This window comes from Chitinibacter sp. S2-10, from assembly GCF_046530675.1.
Lineage (GTDB): Bacteria > Pseudomonadota > Gammaproteobacteria > Burkholderiales > Chitinibacteraceae > Chitinibacter.
The window spans coordinates 2,789,072-2,813,747 of sequence record NZ_CP172558.1; the positions used below are offsets into that span (position 1 = coordinate 2,789,072).

20 protein-coding genes are annotated in these 24,676 nt (G+C 53.9%); 4 read left to right on the forward strand and 16 right to left on the reverse strand.

Features of this window, described 5'->3' with window-relative positions; all coding sequences use genetic code 11:
- Positions 1-20 precede the first annotated feature (20 nt).
- From ACG2XO_RS13130 to ACG2XO_RS13195, 14 genes are all read right to left on the reverse strand, one after another.
- Positions 21-2,210 (reverse strand): primosomal protein N', encoded by a 2,190-nt coding sequence (locus ACG2XO_RS13130; protein ID WP_410498441.1) that lies wholly within the window; start codon positions 2,208-2,210, stop codon positions 21-23.
- Between the two features lie 374 nt (positions 2,211-2,584).
- Positions 2,585-3,652: a uroporphyrinogen decarboxylase gene (gene hemE, locus ACG2XO_RS13135; protein WP_410498442.1), complete on the reverse strand. Its 1,068-nt coding sequence runs from the start codon at positions 3,650-3,652 to the stop codon at positions 2,585-2,587.
- A 104-nt stretch (positions 3,653-3,756) separates the two neighbouring features.
- Complete coding sequence (locus ACG2XO_RS13140; protein ID WP_410498443.1) at positions 3,757-5,475, reverse strand: ABC transporter ATP-binding protein/permease; 1,719 nt, start codon at positions 5,473-5,475, stop codon at positions 3,757-3,759.
- 67 nt (positions 5,476-5,542) lie between these two features.
- Complete coding sequence (locus ACG2XO_RS13145; RefSeq protein WP_410498444.1) at positions 5,543-6,001, reverse strand: hypothetical protein; 459 nt, start codon at positions 5,999-6,001, stop codon at positions 5,543-5,545.
- Positions 6,002-6,073: 72 nt separating this feature from the next.
- Positions 6,074-7,759 carry a glutamine--tRNA ligase/YqeY domain fusion protein gene (locus ACG2XO_RS13150; protein WP_410498445.1) on the reverse strand — a complete coding sequence of 562 codons (1,686 nt, stop codon included), beginning with the start codon at positions 7,757-7,759 and terminating at the stop codon, positions 6,074-6,076.
- A 194-nt stretch (positions 7,760-7,953) separates the two neighbouring features.
- On the reverse strand, positions 7,954-9,192 hold the full coding sequence (locus tag ACG2XO_RS13155; RefSeq protein ID WP_410498446.1) for a uracil-xanthine permease family protein: 1,239 nt from the start codon (positions 9,190-9,192) through the stop codon (positions 7,954-7,956).
- A gap of 24 nt (positions 9,193-9,216) precedes the next feature.
- Positions 9,217-9,849, reverse strand: a complete 633-nt coding sequence (gene upp, locus ACG2XO_RS13160; RefSeq protein WP_410498447.1) for a uracil phosphoribosyltransferase — start codon at positions 9,847-9,849, stop codon at positions 9,217-9,219.
- A gap of 164 nt (positions 9,850-10,013) precedes the next feature.
- Positions 10,014-11,321, reverse strand: a complete 1,308-nt coding sequence (locus ACG2XO_RS13165) for a hemolysin family protein (RefSeq protein WP_410498448.1) — start codon at positions 11,319-11,321, stop codon at positions 10,014-10,016.
- A gap of 37 nt (positions 11,322-11,358) precedes the next feature.
- Positions 11,359-12,039, reverse strand: coding sequence for a Fe2+-dependent dioxygenase (locus ACG2XO_RS13170; RefSeq protein ID WP_410498449.1), 681 nt, complete (start codon positions 12,037-12,039; stop codon positions 11,359-11,361).
- Between the two features lie 94 nt (positions 12,040-12,133).
- Positions 12,134-14,389, reverse strand: coding sequence for a TonB-dependent receptor (locus ACG2XO_RS13175; RefSeq protein WP_410498450.1), 2,256 nt, complete (start codon positions 14,387-14,389; stop codon positions 12,134-12,136).
- A 187-nt stretch (positions 14,390-14,576) separates the two neighbouring features.
- Entirely contained in the window at positions 14,577-15,032 is a 456-nt protein-coding gene (locus ACG2XO_RS13180) for a biopolymer transporter ExbD (RefSeq protein WP_410498451.1), read from the reverse strand.
- Entirely contained in the window at positions 15,019-15,714 is a 696-nt protein-coding gene (locus ACG2XO_RS13185; protein ID WP_410498452.1) for a MotA/TolQ/ExbB proton channel family protein, read from the reverse strand. Before ACG2XO_RS13185 ends, ACG2XO_RS13180 begins: the two co-directional genes overlap by 14 nt.
- 9 nt (positions 15,715-15,723) lie before the next feature.
- Positions 15,724-16,407 (reverse strand): TonB family protein, encoded by a 684-nt coding sequence (locus tag ACG2XO_RS13190; RefSeq protein ID WP_410498453.1) that lies wholly within the window; start codon positions 16,405-16,407, stop codon positions 15,724-15,726.
- Positions 16,408-16,728: 321 nt separating this feature from the next.
- Positions 16,729-17,622, reverse strand: a complete 894-nt coding sequence (locus tag ACG2XO_RS13195) for a LysR family transcriptional regulator ArgP (protein ID WP_410498454.1) — start codon at positions 17,620-17,622, stop codon at positions 16,729-16,731.
- A gap of 170 nt (positions 17,623-17,792) precedes the next feature.
- Here ACG2XO_RS13195 and ACG2XO_RS13200 point away from each other — a divergent pair, with 170 nt between their 5' ends.
- From ACG2XO_RS13200 to ACG2XO_RS13210, 3 genes are all read left to right on the forward strand, one after another.
- Entirely contained in the window at positions 17,793-18,419 is a 627-nt protein-coding gene (locus ACG2XO_RS13200; protein WP_410498455.1) for a LysE/ArgO family amino acid transporter, read from the forward strand.
- Between the two features lie 779 nt (positions 18,420-19,198).
- The gene (locus ACG2XO_RS13205; RefSeq protein ID WP_410498456.1) at positions 19,199-19,582 is read left to right on the forward strand and encodes a DUF6394 family protein; all 384 of its coding nucleotides are present in this window, start codon (positions 19,199-19,201) and stop codon (positions 19,580-19,582) included.
- 2 nt (positions 19,583-19,584) lie between these two features.
- Positions 19,585-21,324 (forward strand): NAD-binding protein, encoded by a 1,740-nt coding sequence (locus tag ACG2XO_RS13210; RefSeq protein ID WP_410498457.1) that lies wholly within the window; start codon positions 19,585-19,587, stop codon positions 21,322-21,324.
- 10 nt (positions 21,325-21,334) lie between these two features.
- Here the strand turns inward: ACG2XO_RS13210 and ACG2XO_RS13215 are convergent, their stop codons facing one another.
- Positions 21,335-22,288 carry a D-2-hydroxyacid dehydrogenase gene (locus ACG2XO_RS13215; RefSeq protein WP_410498458.1) on the reverse strand — a complete coding sequence of 318 codons (954 nt, stop codon included), beginning with the start codon at positions 22,286-22,288 and terminating at the stop codon, positions 21,335-21,337.
- A 142-nt stretch (positions 22,289-22,430) separates the two neighbouring features.
- Complete coding sequence (locus ACG2XO_RS13220) at positions 22,431-23,336, reverse strand: LysR family transcriptional regulator ArgP (RefSeq protein WP_410498459.1); 906 nt, start codon at positions 23,334-23,336, stop codon at positions 22,431-22,433.
- A 102-nt stretch (positions 23,337-23,438) separates the two neighbouring features.
- On the opposite strand from ACG2XO_RS13220, the gene lysA reads away from it, so the two are divergent.
- Positions 23,439-24,671, forward strand: a complete 1,233-nt coding sequence (gene lysA, locus ACG2XO_RS13225; protein ID WP_410498460.1) for a diaminopimelate decarboxylase — start codon at positions 23,439-23,441, stop codon at positions 24,669-24,671.
- Positions 24,672-24,676: the final 5 nt, after the last annotated feature.

The window sequence follows — 24,676 nt, forward strand, 5'->3', positions numbered from 1 at the left end:
GATATACAAAATCTACAGCGCTATACCTCAATAGGATCAACATCGAGCGTCCAGCGGGCTTTACCGGTTTTGATGATTTCGACTTGCGGCATGGCCTGATGCAAGGCGCGTTGCAACTGGGCGCGTTGTGGAGCGGCAATCAAGAGTTGCGCGCGTTCGACGCCGGCCTTTTTGACCATCGTTGCGGCAACAGGATGATTGAGCGTCAAGGGTTGCAAGAATTCGGGAGCCAATTGCTCAAAACAGCCGCGAATCTGCTTGAGTAAATCCAGCGCCTGTTCAATCTCGGGCGCTTCGGCGCGGAATAATGCCCATGCTGCAGCGGGCGGCAGCAACAATTCGCTACGCTCGTTCAGCGTGCGGTCGGCAAACGGTGCGTAATCGCGCCCCAGCAGCTGGTGATAAAACGGGTGATCGGCAAACGCCGTCTGGATCATCACTTCGCCCGGATTTTCGCGTCGTCCGGCGCGGCCTGCGACCTGAGTCAGCAGCGCAAATAATCGCTCTTCGGCGCGGAAATCAACGCTGAATAGGCCGGTATCGGCGTTCAGCGCGACGACCAGATTGAGTCGGTCAAAATCATGGCCTTTGGCGAGCATTTGCGTGCCGATCAGAATATCGGCCTCGCCCGAGTGCACCTGCGCCAGCGCGGCATCCATTTCGCCTTTCCTGCGCGTCGAATCACGGTCAATGCGCAGAATGGTTTTGCCCGGGAAGTGTGTAGACAGCGATTCTTCCAGCCTTTGCGTCCCCTGCCCGACCGGTTTTAAATCCTGATTGCCGCAATCAGGGCAAGCGGCGGTGATCGCTTCTTCAAAGCCGCAGTGGTGACAACGCAGGCGGCGCTCGCGCAAATGCAGTACCAGCCGCGCCGAGCAATGGCGGCAGCTCGCCATCCAGCCGCATTCACCGCATTGCAGCACCGGCGAATAGCCGCGCCGGTTGATAAACACCAATACCTGTTCACCGCGCTCCAGCACTTCGTGCATTTTCGCCAGCGCCATCCGGTTAAAACCGTCGATCAGACCGGCCTTTTTGACCGGCAACAAGGTGATTTTCGGCAATACCGCGCCCGGAACGGCTCGCTCGCGTAGCGGCAACACATCATAGCGACCTGCTCTGGCATTCGCCCAGCTCTCGATACTCGGGGTGGCACTGCCCAGCACCACCGGCACTTTGGCGGTACGCGCGCGGTAAACGGCGACATCGCGCGCCGAATAGCGCAAACCGTCTTGCTGCTTGAAAGACGGGTCGTGCTCTTCATCGACGACGATCATGCCGAGCTGCGGCATAGGCGTAAAAACAGCGAGGCGCGTACCGAGCACAATCCGTGCGTCACCCGACATTGCCGCCAGCCAGTTCACCGCGCGCTCGGTGTCGTTCAAGCCGCTGTGCAAGCACGCCATCTGTATGCCGGGAAAACGCGCACGAAAACGCCCTTCGAGCTGCGGCGTCAGATTGATTTCGGGAATCAGCACCAGAACCTGCTCGCCACGGGCGAGCACGGCGGCGATGGTTTGCAGATAGACTTCGGTTTTTCCGCTGCCAGTAATGCCGTACAGTAAATACGGCATAAAGCCGCTGGCGCTGCTCAGCCTTTGCACTGCGTGCGCCTGTTCGGCGTTCAGCGGCAGTGCCGGGCTGGCGGCGGCGAGTACCGTCGTTTCGGCAGCAGTTTGCACCAGACCTTGCTCCAGCCAGCCTTTCGCCCATTTCAAGCCGCTATCATGAACGCGGCGCAGCGCGGCGGCGGTATGCGGAACGGCCAGAGATTCGGCTACGCGGCGCTGCGCATGCGCGCGCTTGCTGATACTCGCCAGCAGAGCGTCCACATCGGTCGCGTAATACACACAGGCTGGCGCCGGGCTCTTGAAAGCAGGAACGGCACGAAACGCCGTCGGCAAGGCACTACTGAGCACACAACCGAGCGGGTGGTGATAATAATCGGCGACAAACTGGCATAGCGCGAGCGTGACCGCTGGCAACGGCGGCAAGTCATCGCGCACAGCCAGAATCGCGCGCGTTTTGCCGGCGTAATCACCGGCATCGGCGCAGCGCTCGATCACAATGCCGGAAAGTTGGCGCGAACCAAACGGCACAATGACGCGTTGGCCAGGCTGCAGATTCCAGTTGCCGAAGTCACCAACCGCGTAAGCAAACAGGCGGTTGAGTGGCACATCGAGTGCCACCATCACAAAACTGCCACTCACTTGGATATCTGCCTTAAGAAGGATTCACCACATTTGAAGCGCAGTGAAAGTGCAAAAAATCATACAAATTGCTTATCCCCAGAATCTGTGGATAATTTTGTGGGCAAACCACCTAAAACCGGAAAAAACCCAATCAGGACTTGATGATGTTTAGATTGCACAAAAATTAAGCTAAAAATTAATAATCAATCAATTCAACAACTTATCGTTTGTCAAGAATTTGAAACTATATTTTCACACCCTATTGACAAGATAAAAATGGCTTTACGCTCAATGTGTATAACTTGACAATCATTTGCAGTCCAACACTTCAAGAACAGCGCACAAGTCAATGATTTTTAATCACATTACAAAACAAAAGCCATCTGTAAGAATTATGATTTCTTAGCCGAAAAACGATGAACGGCAGCAACCAGCGCCGCAGCATGATCAGGGTTGGTGTATTGCGAAATACCATGCCCCAGATTGAACACATGCCCGGTCTTCGCCGCACCGACACTGTCGTAACTATCGAGAATCCGTTTCACCTCGGCCTCAATCGCCTGCGGCGGCGCAAACAGCGCAACCGGATCAAAATTGCCTTGCAGCGCAACCTTGTCTCCAACGCGGCGACGCGCTTCGCCAATATCGGTCGTCCAATCCAAACCAATCGCGTCGCAACCGCTCGCTGCGATGTCTTCCAGCCACTGCCCACCGCCCTTGGTAAACACAATCACCGGCACTTTGCGACCGTCGTTTTCGCGCTTCAGGCCAGCAACAATCCGCGTCATATACTGCAGCGAGAATTCCTGGTATTTGCCAAACGGCAGCGAGCCACCCCAGCTATCGAAAATCTGCACCGCTTGCGCCCCCGCTTCGATTTGTGCATTTAGATAATCGATGACTGTGAGGGTATTGACCTCCAGGATACGGTGCAGCAGGTCTGGCCGCGCATACATCATGGTTTTGATATTGCGATAATCGCTTGAGCTGCCGCCTTCGATCATATAGCAGGCCAGCGTGTACGGGCTGCCAGAAAAACCAATCAGCGGAACGCGATTATCCAAAGCCTTGCGAATCGAGCTCACCGCGTCGGTGACATATTTCAGCTCGGTGCCGACGTCAGGCACGAACAATTTGGCCACATCCTCTTCGGTGCGCACCGTACGCTCAAATTTCGGGCCTTCGCCTTCGGCAAAATACAGACCCAAGCCCATTGCATCGGGCACAGTCAGAATATCGGAAAACAGAATCGCCGCGTCGAGCGGGAAACGATCGAGCGGTTGCAGCGTCACTTCGGTCGCCAGCTCGGTATTTTTGCAAAGCTGCAAAAACGAACCGGCATTTTTGCGTGTCGCGCAGTATTCAGGCAGGTAGCGCCCGGCCTGACGCATCATCCACACTGGCGTGTATTCAACAGGCTCACGCAGCAGCGCGCGCAGGAAGGTGTCGTTTTTTAACATGTCTAGAAATCCACAAAAATAAAATCCACCACAGAGGCACAAAGGCACAGAGTGAGCTCAAACGCTTGTTCTCTGTGCCTCTGTGTCTCTGTGGTTTGTATAATTTAACGGTTGAGTGCCCACTTGCCCTGCCCCTGGCAGTCAAGTACCTGTTTGTGATATTCGGTCAGTCCAACACGATGGCCGACGCTGATCATCACGCCGTCTTTCATCGCATCGCGCACCGCGGCGTACAGCGTTGCTTCGCCATCGGCGTCGAGCGCAGACGTTGATTCGTCCATAAACAAAAAGTCCGGTTTGACCAGAATCGCACGTAGCAAGGCGATACGCTGCTGCTCGCCCAGACTCAATACATGCGACCAGGCGTCAATCTCATCAAGGCGCGGTAGCAAATGCGACAGGCCTGCCATTGCCATCAATTGGCTGATCAACTCGTCGTCGTGACCTACATCCTGCGGGTAAAACAGCGCAGCGCGCAATGAGCCCAGCGGCATATACGGTTTTTGCGACAGGAATAATGACTGGGTATTGCCCGCCATGCCAATACCACCTTGGGCATACGGCCATATACCCGCGATGGCACGTAACAAGGTCGATTTACCGGCGCCCGATTTGCCACGAATCAGCAGTGTGTCACCCGCTTTAAGCTGCATCGCAAGATCAGAGAGCAAAACTTCGCCATCAGGCTTGCTGACCGACAGGCGATCGAGCTGCAAACCTTCGGCAATCGGCGTCGGTGTAATACGCGGCAAGGCCTGCGCAGCTGCGACACTGGTCTCGAAAGTGCTCAAACGGTCGATGACGGCTTTCCAGTTCGCCAATGTGCTGAAACTGCCAATAATAAAGTCGAGTGCGCCATAAACCTGGCCAAAAGCCGAGTTAATCTGCATCAGCCCGCCGAGTGGAATTTCCTTGGCAAAAAAGCGCGGTGCGGCAACGATTAGCGGGAAAATAATCGCCAACTGCCCCCAGAACGACGTGAACCACGTCAGGCGTTTGTTCATCCGCATCAGCGACCAGAAATTACTGACCACATTCACAAATCGATTGCCCAAGCGCTCCTGTTCGTCCTTGCTGCCGTTATACAGTGCAATCGATTCGGCATTTTCACGCACGCGAACCAGACCGAAACGGAAATCGGCTTCATAGCGTTGCTGCATGAAGTTCAGCCCGACCAGTGGGCGACCGAGCAAAATAGTGATACCGGTACCGATCAACGCATAAATAATCGCAGCCCAGACCATATAGCCGGGGATGTTGATTTCAGAGCCGCCAAGCATGAATTTCAATGGGCCAGAGAGCGTCCACAAAATGCCGATAAACGATACCAGCGTAACGACCGAACGCAGCAAGCCCAGCGAGAGCGACAAAGAGATCGAAACAAATTGCCCGACATCTTCGGCAATACGCTGATCGGGGTTGTCCGTCGCCTTGTCGGTCAGTTGCAGGCGATAGAAATTATTGTCGGAGAGCCAGCGCTGCGTGAAATGAATCGTTGCCCAACGACGCCAGCGAATTTCGAGCATTTGCTGAAACCAGATCGCGTAAACAGCAATCACGATATAGGCAAAAGCCAGATAGCCAAACTTGATCAGCGCAGCCTTAAAGCCTTTGGCATCGAGGTTTTGCAGCGTATTGTAAAAATCGTTATACCAGCTATTGAACTGGACATTCATATACACCAGCCCGAGCGACAGACTGATAATCAGCGCCAGCAAGCCCCAGGCGCGGTATTTGTCTTCGGAAACCCAGTAGGGCTTGGCGATGCGCCAGAAATTGGCGAACAAATGACGGACTGTGGGTGCTTTTTCTTTGATCGACATGCGTTTTTCACCTTAACAGAATGAGAAAAAACGAGTGCTGGGCACTCGTTTTCAAAATAAATCACATTCACTGACAGGGTCTTTGCGTCCATTTTTTGGTATGGCGACGACATTGCCAATCCTGCTTCACCGATTTGATCTGCCATACGCCGGTTTCATCATTAAAGCCCAGCGCAAACTGGAAACGCTGTTTCGTAATCGCATCATCGGCAAGACCTGACTGCTGCAGTTCCAGCGCGATATTTTTGTAATCTTCAGCTTTGAGCGTTTTTTGGCTAATTGAAAGCTGCCGATATTCGCCAATCCCGTATTCATCGCTCACCCGTTCGGCCAGATAGTCATACACGAGCTGCACCGGCGTTTGCCCTGCTTTGCCTTTGGCAATGATGATTTCGGGTTTGGCTTGTTGCGTTTCGCTGGTCGTATTGGTCTGCGCATCGGATGCTGATTCACCTTCAGCAAACGTCATTGAGGCGACAGAGAACATCAGAATAGCGGCACTGCATACTGCTAATTTTGTTTTCATCTTATATATCCAATTTGACGATTTAGGGTCTATTGACACACGATTTGCATTCGGCGCAAGGTGCGCCCACCATCACTTCGCCCAACTGTCTTTCAGCGTGACAGTCCGGTTAAACACCGGTTTGCCACCTGCCTTGTGATCATGGCGATCAGTCACAAAGTAGCCCAAACGCTCGAATTGATAGCGCATTTCTGGCGCGGCATCGCGCACGCAAGGCTCGACATAGGCCGTGATCGTTTTCAATGATTCAGGGTTAATGAATTGTTTGAAATCGACGTATTGGCCATCTTCACCACGAATCGCATCGGGGCGCGGCTCGGTGAACAGACGCTCGTAAAGTCGCACTTCGGCTTCAATCGCGTGCTCGGCTGAAATCCAGTGGATCACGCCTTTGACTTTGCGGCCTTCCGGGTTTTGACCCAGCGTTTTCGGATCAATCGAGCATTTGAGCTCAATCACTTCGCCGTTGGCGTCTTTGATGACTTCATCGCACTTGATCACGTAGGAGTAACGCAGGCGCACTTCGCCGCCCAAGGTCAGACGTTGCCAGCCTTTCGGTGGTTCTTCAGCAAAGTCATCACGCTCAATCCACAGCGTTGGCGAAATAGGAATCTCGCGCTCACCCATTTCTTCGTGATGTGGATGAAACGGCGCGCTGCGGCTGCCAGTGACACCGGCTTCAAAATTGGTCAGCGTCACTTTAATTGGATTGAGCACCGCAATCACACGTGGGCTTTCAGTTTCCAACGTTTCACGCACCGCACCTTCCAGAATTGAAAAGTCGATGATGTTCTCGCCTTTACTCACGCCAATGCGCTGCGCAAACAGGCGAATACCCGCTGGGCTATAGCCACGGCGACGCATGCCGCTGATTGTCGTCAAACGCGGGTCATCCCATCCGCTGACCAGACCTTCGGTCACAAGCTGATTCAGCTTGCGTTTTGACGTAATCGAATACAGCAGCTCAAGGCGTGAAAACTCGATCTGTTGTGGGTGACACGGGATCGTGATGTTGTCGAGCACCCAGTCGTACAGCGGGCGGTGGTCTTCAAATTCCAGTGTACACAGGCTATGCGTAATGCCCTCGAGCGCGTCGGAAATACAGTGCGAATAATCGTACATCGGGTAGATGCACCATTTATCGCCGGTTTTGATGTGCGTTGCGCGCTTGATGCGGTAAAACACCGGGTCGCGCAGGTTCAAATTCGGCGAGCCCATATCAATTTTCAGCCGCAACGTTTTGCTGCCGTCGGCAAACTCGCCGTTTTTCATCCGCTCGAATAAATCGAGGTTTTCTTCAACCGAGCGATCACGGTACGGGCTGTTACGGCCCGGCTTTTGAAAGTCGCCACGGTAGTCACGCATTTCTTCAGCATTCAAATCGCAAACAAAGGCTTTGCCTGCAGTGATCAATTCAATCGCAAAGCCGTGAAGTTGATCGAAATAATCCGAGGTATGGCGCACATCGCCATTCCATTCAAAACCCAGCCAGCGCACATCCGCTTCAATCGCCGCGGCGTATTCGTCTTCTTCTTTTTCCGGATTGGTGTCGTCCATGCGCAGATTGCAGCGACCTTGATAATCAGCGGCAATGCCGAAATTCAGACAAATCGATTTGGCGTGGCCGATATGCAGATAGCCATTGGGCTCCGGAGGAAAGCGCGTCTGGACTGCCTGATGTTTACCGCTAGCCAGATCGGCATCAATGATTTGACGGACAAAATTACTGGTCGGGGCAACTGCGTTTTCTTGGCTCATAACACTCGTCAGGCGATGAAATTAACTAAAGGGAACTGATTCTACCAAACCCGACGGCTTCGCGTGCTGTCTTGGCTGAATCGCGTGGGATTCAAGGCAAATAAAAAATGGCGAGCCAGACTCGCCATTGGATACCCGTACGGGTATTGCGCTGTAAATTAATATAATAATATCTACAGAGCAATACCCTAAGATTACAAATCAACCGCAGGCTCGACTGCTTCGTGCGGCGTATTGGGTAATAACAAATTCAGCACAATCGCCAGCACGCTCACCAGACCGACGCCGACCAGATTGAAATTACCCACTTGCACCATCAGACCACCAATCCCGCAGGTGAGCACCACCGACACAATCACCAGATTGCGTGGCAACATCAGATCCACCTTGCTGTCGATCAGCGTTTTCAAGCCAATCGACGCAATCGTACCAAACAGCAAGACCATAATCCCGCCCATCACCGGCATCGGAATCGAGACCAAGATCGCGTTAAATTTGCCAAAGAAGGCCAGAATCACCGCCAGAATCGCCGCATAAGTCATGATCACCGGATTGAAATTGCGCGTAATCATCAGCGCGCCGGTCACTTCGGCATACGTCGTAATCGGAGGGCCACCGATCAGGCCGGCAAAACACACGCCCATGCCATCACCGCCCAAGGTGCGATGCAGACCGGGATTCACCGTGTAGTCTTTACCCGTCACTTTGCCCAGCGCCATCACGCCGCCGATGTGCTCGATCGTTGGCGCAATCGCCACTGGCAACATAAACAGCGCCGCCGCCCAGTTCACTTCAGGTATCACAAAATGCGGCATGGCAAACCAAGGCGCATTGGCAATACCCGACAAATCAACCACGCCTAAAAACACCGCCGCGATATAGCCCGCGACCACGCCCGACAAAATCGGCACGAGGCGCAACATGCCACCGGCAAATACCGACACGATGATCGTTGTCGCCAGCGAAATCGTCGCCAGCAACAGCGACACGCCATACGGCACCAGCTGCTTACCGCCGCCCTGCCCCATCGCCATGCCGGAAGCGGCCACCGCCACCGACAGGCCAATCACCATAATCACCGGGCCGATCACGACTGGCGGCAGCAATTTATGGATAAAACCCATCCCGCGCCAGCGGATCAAACCGGCGATGATGAAATACATAAACCCAGCAAAAAACAGCCCGAATTGCGTCGCGGCCTGACCCCAGGTTTGCATCGCAAAAATGATAGGTCCGATAAAAGCAAACGAAGAGCCGAGGAAAATCGGCACTTGGCGTTTGGTAATCAGCTGAAACATCAAAGTACCAACGCCCGCGCCAAGCAGTGCCATCGCTGGATTTAAGCCCGTCAGCAAGGGCACCAGCACCAGCGCGCCAAAGGCGACAAACAGAATCTGCGCGCCGGAAATGAATTGTTTTGCCTGAGAAAACATTGCGTCACCCTTCCGCTTATTTGATTATTTATGAATCGTTCCGAAAATCTTGTCGCCCGCATCACCCAGACCCGGAATGATGTAGCCATGCTCGTTCAAATGCGAATCAAGCGAGGCGGCAACGATCTGTACGTCGGGGTGTTTTTCGTTCATTAATTTGACACCCTCGGGCGCGGCGACCATCACGACTGCCTTGATGTCCTTGCAGCCATTCCTTTTCAACATATCCACCGTCGCCACCAGCGAGCCACCCGTGGCCAGCATCGGGTCGATAATCAGCGCGAGGCGATCATCCAGATTGCCAACAAATTTTTCGAAATAAGGTACCGGTTGCAAGGTTTCTTCGTCGCGAGCCAAGCCAACCACGCTGATTTTGGCCGACGGCACCAGATCGAGTACGCCATTGAGCATGCCCAAACCCGCACGCAAAATCGGCACGACGGTCAGTTTTTTGCCCTTGATTTGTTTCACCTGAACATCACCGCACCAGCCCTGGATCGTGACATCTTCCAGCGGCAAATCGCGCGTTGCTTCGTAAGCCAGCAAGCGCGCCAACTCTTCGGTTAGCAAGCGAAATTTATTGGTCGAGACATCGGCAGCACGCAATAGCGCGAGTTTGTGCTGAACCAAGGGGTGATTAACGACGGTAATTTGCATATTTTTATCCTCTTTTTAATGACGCCATTGTAGATGCTTACGACTAATCCGCTATTGAGGAAAATCCTGTGCTTGCGGGCAGTTTGCCCCAGATCAAATTCGAACTGCAGCCGCACTCGCTCAGCTTAGGCGAAAAAAAACCACCGTTGCGGTGGTTTACGCGATCAACCATTTTTTGCTACATGATCAGCCGGAATATGCTCACTCGCCAAAATCTTATCGATACGATGTCCGTCCATATCGACGACTTCAAGCGACCAGTTTTCCCACTGCGTAATATCGCCAGTGCGCGGCATACGGCCGAGCAGCAACATCACCATGCCGCTGAGCGTGTGGTAGCTGTTTTTGTCTTCATCAGGAACAGTACTTAAATCGAGCTTGTCTTTGAGCTCAGGAATCGGAATCAGTCCGTCGAGCAACCATGAGCCATCGGCGCGCTGCACCGCCCAGGCGTCCTCAATATTTTGCGGCGTGAATTCGCCGGTTAATACTTCAAGCACATCCTGCAAAGTCACCAGACCTTGCACTTCGCCGTATTCATCGACCAGAAAAACCATTTCGACACCGGACGAGCGCATTTGCTCGAGCAACTCCAGCCCGGTCAGCGTTTCCGGTACAAATACACAAGCTTGCAGCTGTTCGGCAAAATCAACATTTTCACCTTTCAATACTTTTTTCAGAATCGCCTTGGTGCTTAAAACACCGAGCAGATTTTCCAACCCGTCACGACACACCGGAAAACGCGAATAATCAGCTTGCGCAACGCGGGCAAGATTTTCTTCGATCGGGTCGGCCAGATCGAGATACACCATATCGCCACGTGGCACCATCAAGGACGTGACCATCCGGTCGTCCAGCCGCAGTACATTGCGTACCATCGTGTGTTCGTGTTCTTCAATCAAACCGGCTTCGGAGCCTTCGATCAGCATCGCGTCGATTTCATCCTGAGTCACGCTTTGTGCCGCATTCTGATTGGCACCCAGCATTTTCAGCGTGGTGCTGGTCGAAAAACTCAGCAGTCGTACAAAGGGGCGAGTCAGCAAAGCCAGTAATTGCAAAGGTCGCGCAACCAGCGTGGCGATTGCTTCCGGGTTGATTTGCCCCAGCCGCTTGGGAACCAGCTCGCCGAGCACAATCGAGAAATAAGTCACCGAAACGACGACACAGACGGTTGCACTGGTATCACTCAGATTTTCTGGCAAGCCAAAAGTCATCAGCCAGTCGGCAAACGGTGCTGCGAGCACAGATTCACCGACGATCCCGCTTAAAACACCAATCGAAGTAATCCCGATTTGCACCGTCGACATAAAGCGGGTCGGATCGCTACCCAGCTCCAGCGCGACCGCAGCACCGGCATTGCCATCGTCGGCCATTTTGGCCAGCCGCGCCTTGCGCGCAGTCACCAGCGCAATCTCGGACATGGCAAACACACCGTTAAGCAGGATCAAGCCGAGCAGAATCAATACTTCCATGATTTTTCTTGTGTATTTCAGAGCCGCCTATTGTGCCTCAAATTTCGCCCCATTTGCGCAGCAGATTATGATAAACGCCGGTCAGCTGCACGGCGCTCGGCGTATCACCCAGCTCGCTGCGAATCTGGCGGATTGCGGTGTCAAGATCGAACAGCAGACCGCGCTCGCCGACGTCTTTGATCATGCTTTGCATCCACATAAATGAAGCGAGACGCGTGCCGCGCGTGATCGGCTCGACGCGGTGCAGGCTGCTTGACGGATACAGAATCATGTCGCCGGCTGCGAGCTTGACTTCGTGCAGGCCGAAAGTATCTTCGATCACCAGCTCACCACCGTCGTATTCATCCGGATCAGAGAAAAACAGCGTCGCCGACAGATCCGAACGTACCCATTCGCCGGTTTCGGTGATGCGGCGCATCGCGTTGTCGACGTGATTGCCAAAATCCATTCCTTCACCGTAGCGATTAAACAGTGGCGGGAAAATCCGTTTGGGCAAGGCGGCAGAAAAAAATAATTCGTTCTTGTCGAGCGCGGCCAGAATCACCTGTCGCACGGCAACGGCTTCGCGGTCATCATTGGGAAGCTGTTCATTGTGCTTCACTTTGGCCGACTGGCTACCGGCAGTAATCCGGCCATCGAGCCAACCGGCGCGATCCAATCTGGCGCGGCATTGCGCAACGCTCGTACGGTCAAGAACCTGAGGAATATGGATCAGCATGAATCGTCCTTTATTGAATATGTATCAAACAAATGCAGATGGCCGGGATCATACCCGGCCATGTATTGAGCTACAGCTCTCTATTTAATTAGACTTAAAACTTATACCCTACCGTCATGCGGGCAGAACGTTTTACGCCAGGAATGGCAAAGCCACGGTACAGGCCATCATAGTGATCGGTATCAAACAGGTTGTAGACGTTCAATTGCACCGAAACGTCGCGTTGCTGCCATTCAACCATCGCATCCCAGCGAACAAAACCGGGCAGATTGACGGTATTGGAAAGATCGGTATAGCGCTTGCCCATGATATTCGCGCCGCCACCGACTTTCCAGTTGCCGTCGATCTGGTAGGTCGTCCACAGATTGCCGGTATATTTTGGCGCATTATCAACGGTACGGCCTTCTTCTTCCTTGCGTTCAGGATTGGCGACTTCGTCAATCACCGGATCCATCAAAGCGACACCAGCAAAAATCTGCCATTTATCGCTCAGGCGACCAGCACCTTCGAGTTCGATCCCGTTAGTATGGCGTTTACCCGACATCAGATACGGTTTGACGACGCCCGGTTCGATATCGGTTTGGCGCTCGTTGGTTTTTTCGGTACGGAAAATCGCAGTACGCAAAGCCAGATCGCCTTCGAGCAAGGTCCATTTCGCGCCAATTTCGTAATTGCGGTTTTCTTCCGGATCGGTCAAAGCGCCTTTTGGATCGGTTGAATAGGCTTCAGCCGACGGGTTGAACGATGTGCCGTAAGAAATGTAATACGATTGAACCTGGTCCGGCTGGTAAATCACACCAGTACGCCAGCTCCAGACATTGTCGGTACGGCTGACATCATCGGCCGCTGCGGCTTGTGTGTATGAGGTGTTGTCGGTGCTGGCTTTGAAGCGGTCATAACGCGCGCCGAGCAAGACTTTCCATTGCGGGTTCAGTTCGATCATGTCCTGCGCATAGAAAGCCAGTGTGTCGGCAGTCGAATCAGCCAGAACGGTGCGTACTGGTGCAGAACAGTTGTCAGGCACACCGGAGATATTCGGGTTGCCCACCGTCGTGCTTGGCAATTTACACCCAGCCAGACCGTTACTGCCTGGTGGCACCGTGCCGGTCGTATCCAGTTGCAAGCGGCCAGTGCTTTGCAGCGTTTCACGCGTCAGCTCAATCCCGGCCAGCACATTGTGGCGCACCGTGCCGGTTTCAAAATCCCACAGCAAATCAGTCACATTTGACAGAATGTCCTGCTTGCGTTCACGCAATTTGCGGCCACGGTTGACTTGAGTCTCGTCGCTCAAGGCTTCGGTGTTGCTGGCAAACTGCAAGCTTGGTGCGCTGGCGCGCAAATCCAGGTCGTACTGGCCGTAGCGGGTGCTGTTTTTGATCAGCATATTCGGTGCAATTTGATGCTGGACATTGAGCGTCAGTACGTCGGTATTGGTCTTCTCGCTATCAAAGTCTTTCAAACCATAGAAAGTTTTAACGCGATCAATTGGCTCATCATTGCCATAAATCGAATCATTCTTGCTGCTGGTGTTTTCCTTGTCCTTGCGATAGTAAGGAACACCGTAATCAGGCACGTTGTTTTCTTCGTAATGCAGATAAGAGAGCGTCACTTCAGTCGGGCCGCCGATGCCCCACTTAATACTTGGCGCAACGCCCCAACGATTCATCTCCGCACCTTCGCGGAAACTGTCGGCATTTTGGCCCATGATCGCGACGCGGATCGCTGAAGTTTCGTTCAATGCCTTGTTCAGGTCGGCTTCGGCGCGATAGAACGCATCGGTTCCCACAGTGGCCGACAACTGGTTCAATTCGCCCAGAAACGGCTGTTTGCTAACCTGATTGATCACGCCACCCGTCGAACCACGGCCATACAGCATCGATGCCGGGCCGCGCAACACTTCGACCGTATCAATATTGAAGGTATCACGGTTGTATTGTGCCGAGTCACGGAAATTATCGAGGTAAAGGTCGTTCGATGCGCCAAAGCCGCGAATCCGGACGCCATCACCGCTTGAGCCACCTTCGGCAGCGTTAAAGGTCACGCCAACCGCATTGCGCAAAGCTTCTTTGAGCGTATTGGCATCCTGATCCATCATCACTTCTTGCGTGATACTGGTAATCGACTGCGGAACATCACGGGTATCTTGCTGCATGCGGCCTACAGAAACGGTTGGCGCCTTATACGTATCGGCAGTACCGTTTTTACTTGCGGCGGTGGCAGTCACTTCAACCGCAGGCAACACGGCGTCCTCTGCCTGTACCGAGCCAGCAACCACGCCAAACAAAGCGGCTGCCGCCGGGTATTTAGCCAGGTGACGAACACCGGTTTTCTTTTTGTGAATCTCTCGCATGGTCCTACCTTTTTGACTTCTTGTTAAAAAATGATCCAAAATTTGGGCAAAAAAATAGCGGGATTAACCCGCTACTGGAGAGTTAATCTGTCATTTATGACGCCGGAGAACGCAAACCCACTGCGTTGTTGTTTGTCTTCGCTCACATTGACCTTCCAGTAGCATTGAATCCCGCCATTCAAGCGCGTTATTTCTTGACTGCGGGTGCAGCAGTTTCACTACTGTCCCCGCTGGTCATCAACCCGATTTTCGTCAGCCCGGCGCGCTGCGCCGCAGCCATTGCCTGAGCGATCCGTTCGTACTGCACTGTTTTGTCGGCGTACAAATGCACTTCGGTCTGCGGATCGGCGGCAAATGCTGCTGCAAAGCGCGCATCAAGCGCTTCGGGTGCGATTGCGCTTTTGCTGTCGCCACTCTCGTCGAGCAAAGTACCGTCGGCCAACAGACTCAAGCGCACCGGTTTTTCAACTTTTTGTACGACGGCTGCGCTGGCCTTCGGTAACTCGACCCGCACTGCATGCGTCATCACCGGTGCAGTAACAATAAACACCACCAGCAGCACCAGCATCACGTCGACCAGTGGCGTGGTATTAATCTCCGCCATTGGCGCTGCGTCTTGCTGTCCAAAACTACCGAACGCCATTGCTCACCTCCGAACCTGTTCCCATCAGGCCTTCAACCAGCAAACCGGCGTGCAGATCATGGGTAAATCCGTCGAGTTCCTGCGCAAATCGGCGATTACTGCGAATGAATGCGTTGTAGGCAATGACCGCAGGAATCGCGACGGCCAGACCCGCTGCCGTAGCAACCAGCGCCTCGCCGATGGGCGCGGCTACCGTCGAGAGCGAGGCACTACCCGTCGTCGCAATGCCGACCAGCGCGTGATAAATCCCCCACACAGTGCCGAACAGACCAATAAAGGGTGCCACCGACCCCGTTGTTGCCAGCCAGGTCAAGCCGCGTTCCATCTTGGCACTTTCCTGACTCAAGCGAGTGCGCAAATTGCGAACCAGATAATCATCAAGCGACACTGCCTTGCCGAGGCCGCCGCCTTCATGCGTGCGGTAATGCCGTAAACTCTCGGCACCAGAGCGCGCCAGTGCAGCGGCCGGTGCCTGATGTTGCTGCGCCAGCCCCAGCGCTTCGTGCCAGTCCTTGGCTTCCCAGAACGAAGCCATGAATTTTTGCTGATGACGCTTGATCACCCACAGCAAACGCGAGCGCGCAATAATGACCACCCAGCTCACGACTGACATCAGCATCAGCAGACCAAAAACCGATTGCAACACGGGGTCACCCGACTGCAGAACCAAAGACAAATCCATTACCAGCACCTACGCGTTTTTGATTGAAAAATTAAGCGGCACAATCACCGACCCTGAAACTGCTTCATCACCCCGCTTGGCTGGTACAAAGCGCCAGCGTTGCACGGTGCTTTGCGCCACGGCATCAAGCCGGGCAAAACCACTGCTTTTGAAAATCTCGATTTTTTCCGGCAAACCGGCCGGATTTACCACAACCCGGAGCAAAACCTTGCCCTGCTCACCCAGGGCGAGTGAAGTCGGTGGATATGGCGGCTTGGGGTTGCTCAGATAACTGGCTTGAAAACTCGGCTCGCTCACGGCCAGCTCGACCTGTTTGCTCTGCCCTTGCTGTCCGGCTGCGTTCCCTGACTCCGGATTTGATGATTTGGCTTTGTCAGACTCGTTGTTTTGGGCGCTGGCAGCGACTTCCATCGTTGCGCTGCGCTCAGGTGTGGCTGTCTGCTGCACCCGCTTGGTCGAGGCTATTCGCTCGCGAACGTTCTGACGCGCTTTTTGAATTTTTTGCCGGATTTTCGCTAAAGGTTTCGTCGCTTGCGGCTTTGGCTCAGGCGCCACTTCGCCCATCGCCAACGGAACGGCTTGCAAGAAAATCGGCTCGGCGGGCGCGCTGATGCGCTGCTGGCTGAACTGATAAATCAGTGCAACGTGAAGGACGAAGACACCGGCGAGAATTGTTTTGTTATCGAGAATCATTCGCGCATATTAACGATATACGTTCTCATTTGCAATAGCATTTGAGAATAATTCTCGATAACTTATCGCGATCCATACCGACAAACTTAGCGGCGGAAGAAACAAAGCCAAACAGACACCTGATTACCTAAAGGCAAAACCGATATCCAGGTGCAGTTCAAACCAGCATTGCAGCTGGTTTCCGGCTTTGCTTGAAGGGTACACAGCGTGCCGCAGGAATGGCCAAATGAGGGTTTGCTGAAGTGCTACCGAATCAGAAATATACAAAGGGTATATCAATGAAAGCCAATTAATAATTAGCCTACATTAATATACCCTCCACTAATACTGTAGCAACGCCGAACGTGCCGCTTCAACCAACCGACGTGACAGGCGCTCAAGCTTGGGCGACTGCACTTTCCAGTGATGCCAGTATAGCCGGACATCGGTCGGGTGTTGCGGCGCAAGGTCAATCAACTCGCCGCGGGCGATGAGCGCGTCGGCTTGCAAATGTGGCACCATGCCATAGCCCAGACCCAGCAGTATCGATTGCAGATAAGGCTCGCTCGCCGGGACATGGTGTTCGGGGTAAGCACCAATGCGCAAACCGAATTGTTGCTGCAAAAAGCTCGCCTGCAAGGCGTCCTTGCGGTTAAAAACCATCACCGGCGCCAAGCGGACCGCCTCGCGCTTAAATCCATCGGCAAAGTAACGTGAATAAAACTGGGGCGAAGCCAGCATCCGGTAACGCAAAATACCCAGCTCGTGTGCCACACAACCTTGCATTGCATGCGGCTCGGCTGACACACAGGCCAGCGCCTGCCCCTGCTGCATCAGCGCATGGGTATGATCCTGATCGTCAACAGTCAAGCTGATCAACACATTTTCACTGATCAGAAAATCGCTGAGCGCCGGCAGCAGCCAGGTACTGAGCGTATCGGCATTAACCGCCAGCGGAATCGTTAGCGGAGCAGCAGCTTCGCCATTAAAGCCGGTCAGAAAATCTTGCTCAAGTACGCGGGCACGGCGCAGGTATTGCAATAGCTGTTGCCCGGCCAGCGTCGCACGACATGGGCGCGAGCGCACCAACAGCGGCTTTCCCAGTTGAGTTTCAAGCTGGCGCACGCGTTGCGATACCGCAGACGCGGTCAGATGCAGATCAAGCGCTGCCTGCTCGAAACTGCCGCTATCAATGACTGCCAGCAAAGCTTCGGCGTGTTTATGATCGAATTGCATAGGCTACAAATTAAATATTTTTAAGTGTTATCAAGATAAATTAAATATTCTTTATTTAGCAAGCCGTGTTGCTCACAATATCGCTCACAATCAATAGACACTCACGCAAGCCGCAGACTGCCGCCAGACAAAGCAGCGTGTTGAGTTCAGCACTGATAGAAGGATGCGAAATGAATAGCAGTGTTTTCTTGCAGGGAATGGCATTGTGCGCGAGCCTGATCATGGCCATTGGCGCGCAAAACGCCTTTATTTTGCGGCAGGGAATTGCCCGCCAGAATTTGCTGATCGCCGTCGCGACGTGCATCGGCTGTGATTTTCTGCTGATGTCGGCCGGGGTTTTCGGCATGGGGAAAATCCTGCAATCACTCCCGCAACTGCAACAATGGATGGCACTGGCCGGAGCCGCTTTTGTTTTCTGGTTTGGCTGGCAATCGCTGCAAAAAGCACTGCGCCCGGCCAGCCTGCAACTAAACGATCTGACCAAGCGCAGCACGGCGCGTAGCGTCGTTTTGGCTGCGCTGGGCTTTTCGCTGCTTAATCCGCACGCCATTCTCGATACCGTCGTACTGGTTGGCTCAATTGGCGCGCAACAGGCGCCCAGCAATCAGCCGGCTTTTGTCCTTGGTGCAGTTAGTTTTTCGACGCTCTGGTTTGTTTCGCTCGGCTTTGGCGCCAGCAAACTGGCACCGCTATTTGCCAAACCGGTGGCCTGGCGCATCCTCGATACGCTGATCGCCATTATGATGGTCGCGATAGGCGTTTCACTTTTACGGACGAGCGGATTGATTATTTTTTAATCAAGCCATCAATTTCAAATAAAAACAGTTACTTGGAACACCTATCCACAGCTTGCCCACCATTTAACCGATCTGCAGCGGGGATAGATTGCAAATACCCGTGCAAAAGTTTTGGCCTGAGGCCACCCCGTCCAGCAAGGCACCGAAGCCGCAGGCAGTACAAGTAGTACGACAAGGCGAGGTAACGATGCTGGAAAACTTTTGCTGGTCTACTTATGGCTGCTGCTTTTTGCAGCAATCTAGAGCAGGCTATTCCGATCAAGGACTTAGCGCTCTTGTCCACATCCATCAGCGCTGTTTATCCACGGTTGCCGTGGATAGTCGCGATAACGGCTTGTTGATGGCTACCGACTTGCAAAATCCGGCAAAAAAAACGCCCCGCAGGTCGATTCACTCTCAGAAACTGCCAAAAAATTAATCAGCCTGCAAAAGTACTCACTAAACAATGACTTAGTGGGCTTATCCACATCTTACCCCAGCAACTATCCGCCTGAGCCGGGGATAAACAATGAAAAACCGGCAGGATAGACCCATATTTAATCAGTTCAAGAAAAGACTGCTTCAACAGCGACTTAGGCCGCTTACCCACAAGCTATACATTTTCTTATGCACGCGGACTGTGGACTGGTGTGGCGCGATGCCCACGCAAAGTCAGTACACACGCAGGGTGAACTCAAACCTCACAATACTTTTTCCCCAATCACAAGCCACTTGAACTCACCTTTGGGCTAAACCACAATCCAAACTATGCAGTCTTTATTTCACCAGCGAGCCCGGTCATGAATATTGAAAAAGTAATTTTCGGTTTTTTTATCCTGCTGGCATTTACGCTTAATTTCGGTTTTGTGCTGGGTGAAATTGACGTGCCGCACCAGCACGATGTTTTCGAGCTGTTCTCGGCTATCGTGATCAATTTTATTGCGACCGCGCTGAAATTTGGCGACCGCACGCAAGTCGGTGCGCTGCATCTGGCGACCAGTCTGGTCGCCGATTTGCAGCTGATCACCGCATCACTAGTCTGGGGGCATGCGGTGTATGTCTCCGGCGTGGGAATGACCCCGGCCGTCACCTCAATGGTGGTCTCTTTCGCCGCTGGTGCGCTGGCCGCCAATCTGGTGTCGGTAGTGCTGCTGATCGGTGAAACGCTGCAACATCGTCGCTGATTATGGACGGCATATTTTTCCTGATGCTGCGGCGCTTGCGGGCGCCGATGGTGACGCTGATTGCCATTTACGGCATCGCCGTGCTGGGGCTGGTGCTGATTCCCGGTGTTGATGCCAATGGCCAGCCCTACCATATTGATTTTTTCCACGCGTTTTATTTCATCAGCTACACCGCCACTTCGATCGGCTTTGGCGAAATTCCCAATCCCTTCACCTATCAGCAAAGGTTGTGGGTCTTGTGCTGTATCTATCTGGCCGTCACCGGCTGGGCGTATACGATAGGCTCGATTTTCGGCCTGATGCGTGATGAATCGCTGCGCAAGGCGATTGCGCAGGCGCGTTTTCGCAACAAGGTGCAGCGAATGAGCGAGCCTTTTTATCTGATTTGCGGCTACGGGCAGACTGCCCGGTTGCTGTGCAAGGTACTTGATGATCTGGACATCCGCTTTGTTATCGTTGAATTGCGTTCTGAACGCGTTAATGAAATTGCACTGGCAGATTTCCGATTTGATGTGCCCAGCTTTGCCGGAGACGCAGGTAACCCCGAAATCCTGAAAATTGCCGGTATCGAACACAAGCACTGCATCGGCATTCTGGGCATTACCGGCAATGAAGAAACCAATCTGGCGATTGCGATCAGCGCCTACGTTTTGCTTCCCAAGCTGCTGTCGATCTGCCGCAGCCGGAATCAGGCTGTCGCGCAAAACATGGCCTCGTTTGGCACCAATAAGGTCATCAATCTGTTTGAAATCGTGGGGCGCAAATTCAGCCGCCGCTTGCAGCAGCCGATGGTTTCACGGGTTTGCGATATTCTGGCCGACTTTCCCGGCAAGCTGATCACCGAAGAACCCAGCCCGCCGATTGGTCACTGGGTGATCGTTGGTTATGGGCGATTTGGCACTGCGGTACACAAATCACTATTGGCGGCAGGCTGCTCAGTCAGCGTGATAGATCCCGAGCCACAGGCCGACCTTACCGAGAGCGAATTTACCCTCGCACTCGGCGTCGATGCCATCTCGCTCAAACGAGCTGGGATCGAGCGCGCAGTCGGTTTGCTGGTCAGCCATGATCACGACGCCAATAATCTGTCGGCACTGGCGACCGCACGTGAAATCAATCCGGCGCTGTTTACCGTGGCGCGGCAAAACCTGACGCACAATCACCTGCTGTTTGAAGCCTTCAAACCCAATATCACGTCGATCCGCGCCGAAATCATCGCGCATGAATGCCTGCGCGCAATGGAAAACCCGCTATTGGCCGATGCCATGGCGCTGATCCAGCAGCAAAACGAAGAATGGGCGCAAAGCCTGCTGCCCCTTCTGCTTGAGCTGTGTCACGGCAAAGTACCGGAGATTTGGCGCATCCAGTTTAACGCGCACAATGTCTCGGCGGTGCATGCGATGCTGGCTCAACCCACGCCCCCACTGCGAATTGCCCATTACACGCATGACGCGCTCAACCATGGCAATACGCTGCATTGCCTCGCTTTACTGCACCGCCATGCAGGGCAAGATACGCTCTTGCCCGATGGCAATACGCTGCTGCAATTTGGCGATCAGCTGCTTTTTGTCGGCAATCATCATGCGCGGATCGCACATGATGCGGTACAAGAGAGTATCGGGCTGCTCGACTATATCCGCTCTGGTGAAGAGCAAGCCCAAAGCTGGCTATTCCGCCGGATCGCACAGTGGCAAAAAGACCGGCAGCTCCCTCTTGCAAGTCAGCAGCAAGACATGGATTAAAAACTGGAATTCACAGCAGATTTTGCGGTTTGCCCTGCAAAAAGCCGTCGATATTGTCGATCAGTTGATCGGCCAGCGTCTGCATAGTCTCGACGCTCGCCCATGCAATGTGTGGCGTGATAATCAGGTTAGGCCAATCAGCGTCGAGCAATGGATTGCCGTCACGTGGTGGCTCGGTGTGCAGAACGTCTAACCCTGCCCCGGCGATTTGTCCGGCACGCAAAGCAGAAAGCAGCGCAGCTTCGTCGACCAGACCGCCGCGCGCGGTGTTGATCACAATCGCGCTGCGCTTCATTTGCGCCAATTCCACCGCAGCAATCATGCCACGGGTTTGCTCGTTCAGCGGGCAGTGCAGGCTGATCACATCGGCAGTAGCCATCGCTTCATCCCAGCTTAAATACCCTGCGCGGACTGTTGCTGCACCTTTGCGTTCGACAAAGTAAGTCTGCATGCCGAAAGCTTGTGCGAGTTTGGCTGTCGCCTGCCCGAGCGCGCCCGAACCGATCAGCGCCATCCGGCTGCCAGCCAGATCATGCAGCGGCTCTTCAAACAGACAGAAACCTTTAGCCTTCTGCCATTCGCCGACGTTCAGACGAGTGCGGTAGGCCAGCAATTGACGCCGCAGCGTCAGCATCAACATAAGGGTATGTTCCGCTACGCCATGCACAGCATAATCCCGGATGTTACACACCCCTACCGTATATTCGCGCGCAGCGGCCAGATCGATATTGTTGTAACCCGTCGCAGCGACGGCGATCAGTTTGAGATCAGGCAGAGCAGCAATCATCTCGCGCGTCATCGCGACTTTATTGCTAATCACGACGCTCGCGCCTTGCAGCCGCTCGACAAGCTGCTCCGGTGCAGTGTGCGGGTAAGACTGCCAGCGGTGCGGCGTGCTCATCGATTTCAGCGGAACAGGCAGCGTTTCGGCGTCGAGAAAAACAATCAGTGGTTCGTGATTCATTGCGTCACTCATAATTAAAATCAAAATCTTTCACCACAGAGACGCCGAGGAAAAGCTCAAAGGTCAAAAACTGCCACTGAGCTGATTAAACTTAGCGGTTTTCTCTGTGCCTCTGTGTCTCTGTGGTTCGTGTTTTTCATCTTTATGATGGGATTAATTGCTGCCTAGCAAAATCTTGCAGCGCCTGACTGAATAATTGCGCTGGCCGCGTCTGGCGCGCCCAATGGTGCCAGTACAGCTCGACACTTTCTGCCAGTGCGGTGATGTCGACCAGCTCCCCACTGGCCAGCGCGCTCGCAGCCTGCTGGCGCGGAACGACTGCGTAGGCAATGCCAGATCGCGCAGCGGCGTACAAGGCATTGCTTTCAGGAATGACATAGCAAGGGTATTGCCCTTCGAGCAAGCTCCAGCGCTCGCGCAACAAGCGACGATGCAGGCTTTCTTTATGGCCAAATACAGCGGCGGGTGCGTTAGCAAACGATTTTTTAAGTGACTCGTCACTCATCGCACCTGAAAAATACTGCGCAACAAAACCCGGTGTAGCAACGCCGATGTATTGCATACTACCCAGTGGTAATACCCCGCAACCAGCGACTGGATTAGCCTGCGTGCTAATACATCCAGATACTTCGCCAGAACGCAACAAATCAAGCGTATACGCTTCATCGTCGACGACGCATTCGAGCAGCAAGCGTTGCTGCGCGAGCAAGGGCGACAGCGCGCTGATCAGCCCCAGTACCAGACTGTCGGCATTAACACCAACGCGCAGCGTGACCCAGTCGGCGGACTGATTGGTTTGAGCGATAAGCTCGCCCAGCTCGGCCTCCAAAGCGCGAACTTGCCGCACATGCGCCAGCAATTTTTCACCACTTGCGGTCACAGACAGCGGGTTTTCACGCCGCAACAACACTTCGCCATGCCGCTCTTCTAGCTGGCGGATACGCTGCGAAATCGCTGATGGCGTTAAATGCAGTCGTTTGGCCGCCGCGTCAAAACTGCCGCAACGCAACACCATATCGAGCGCTTCTAAAAGTTTGTAATCGAACATAAGCCGAATTGCAGTGGGGCAAGAATTTATCGTTTTACCATGTTTGCGCGCTCTGATTGAATAGCACCATCACAATTGCAATCAAATACTTCAGGAAACGCAATGAAACCCGTCAACGGCAAACAAATCGCGCAAATCGCGCAGCAATTTGGTACTCCGGTCTGGACTTACGACGCAGCAACAATCCGCGAGCGCATCGGCCAGCTCAAAATGTTCGACACGATCCGTTTTGCGCAAAAAGCCAACTCGAATATCCATATCCTGCGTCTGATGCGCGAGCAAGGCGTGAAAGTCGATTCGGTGTCGCTCGGCGAAATCGAGCGCGCGGTGGCGGCGGGTTTTGCTACCGGAGCAGGTAGCGACGATATTGTGTTTACCGCTGATTTATTAGATAGAGCGACTTTGGCGCGCGTCGTTGAGCTCGATATTCAAGTCAATTGCGGCAGCCCGCAAATGCTCGAGCAGCTCGGTCAAGCGCATCCCGGCCACCGGGTCTGGTTGCGCGTGAATCCCGGTTTTGGCCACGGCCATAGCCAGAAAACCAATACCGGCGGCGAGCAAAGCAAGCACGGTATCTGGCATGAGCAAATCCCTGAAGCGCTGGCGCTGATTAGCCAATACAACTTGGAACTCGTCGGCCTGCATATGCATATTGGCTCGGGCGTGGATTACAGCCATTTGCAGGAAGTCTGCGCGGCGATGGTGGCTCAGGTGAAAGAATCCGGCCGCGACATCCAGGCGATTTCAGCGGGCGGCGGTTTGTCGATTCCCTATCGCGTTGGCGGCGAAACCATCGACACCGCGCATTATTTCAGCCTGTGGGACGCGGCACGCAATGAAATTGCTGCGCATCTAGGCCACGCCGTTCACCTCGAAATCGAACCGGGCCGTTTCCTCGTTGCTGAAAGCGGCAAGCTCATTACCGAAGTGCGCGCCAAGAAAGACGTGGGCAGCAATCATTTTGTGCTGGTTGACGCAGGCTTTTCTGACCTGATGCGCCCGGCGATGTATGGCAGCTACCACGAAGTCAGCGTCTTGCGTGCCGATGGCTCGGTCGCTGGCGGTGGAACACGCGGCACCGTGCTCGCCGGCCCATTGTGCGAATCGGGTGACGTATTTACGCAGGAAGAAGGTGGCGTGGTGACGCCGCGCGATTTGCCCACCTGCGAAGTCGGCGACTGGGTCGTGTTGCACGATACCGGCGCTTACGGCGCGAGCATGTCGAGCAATTACAATACCCGTCCGCTGATTGCCGAAGTGATGATTGATGGTGATGAAATCCGCCAGATTCGTCGCCGCCAAACTGTGGCTGAGTTGCTGGCACTGGAAAGCTGATCGCG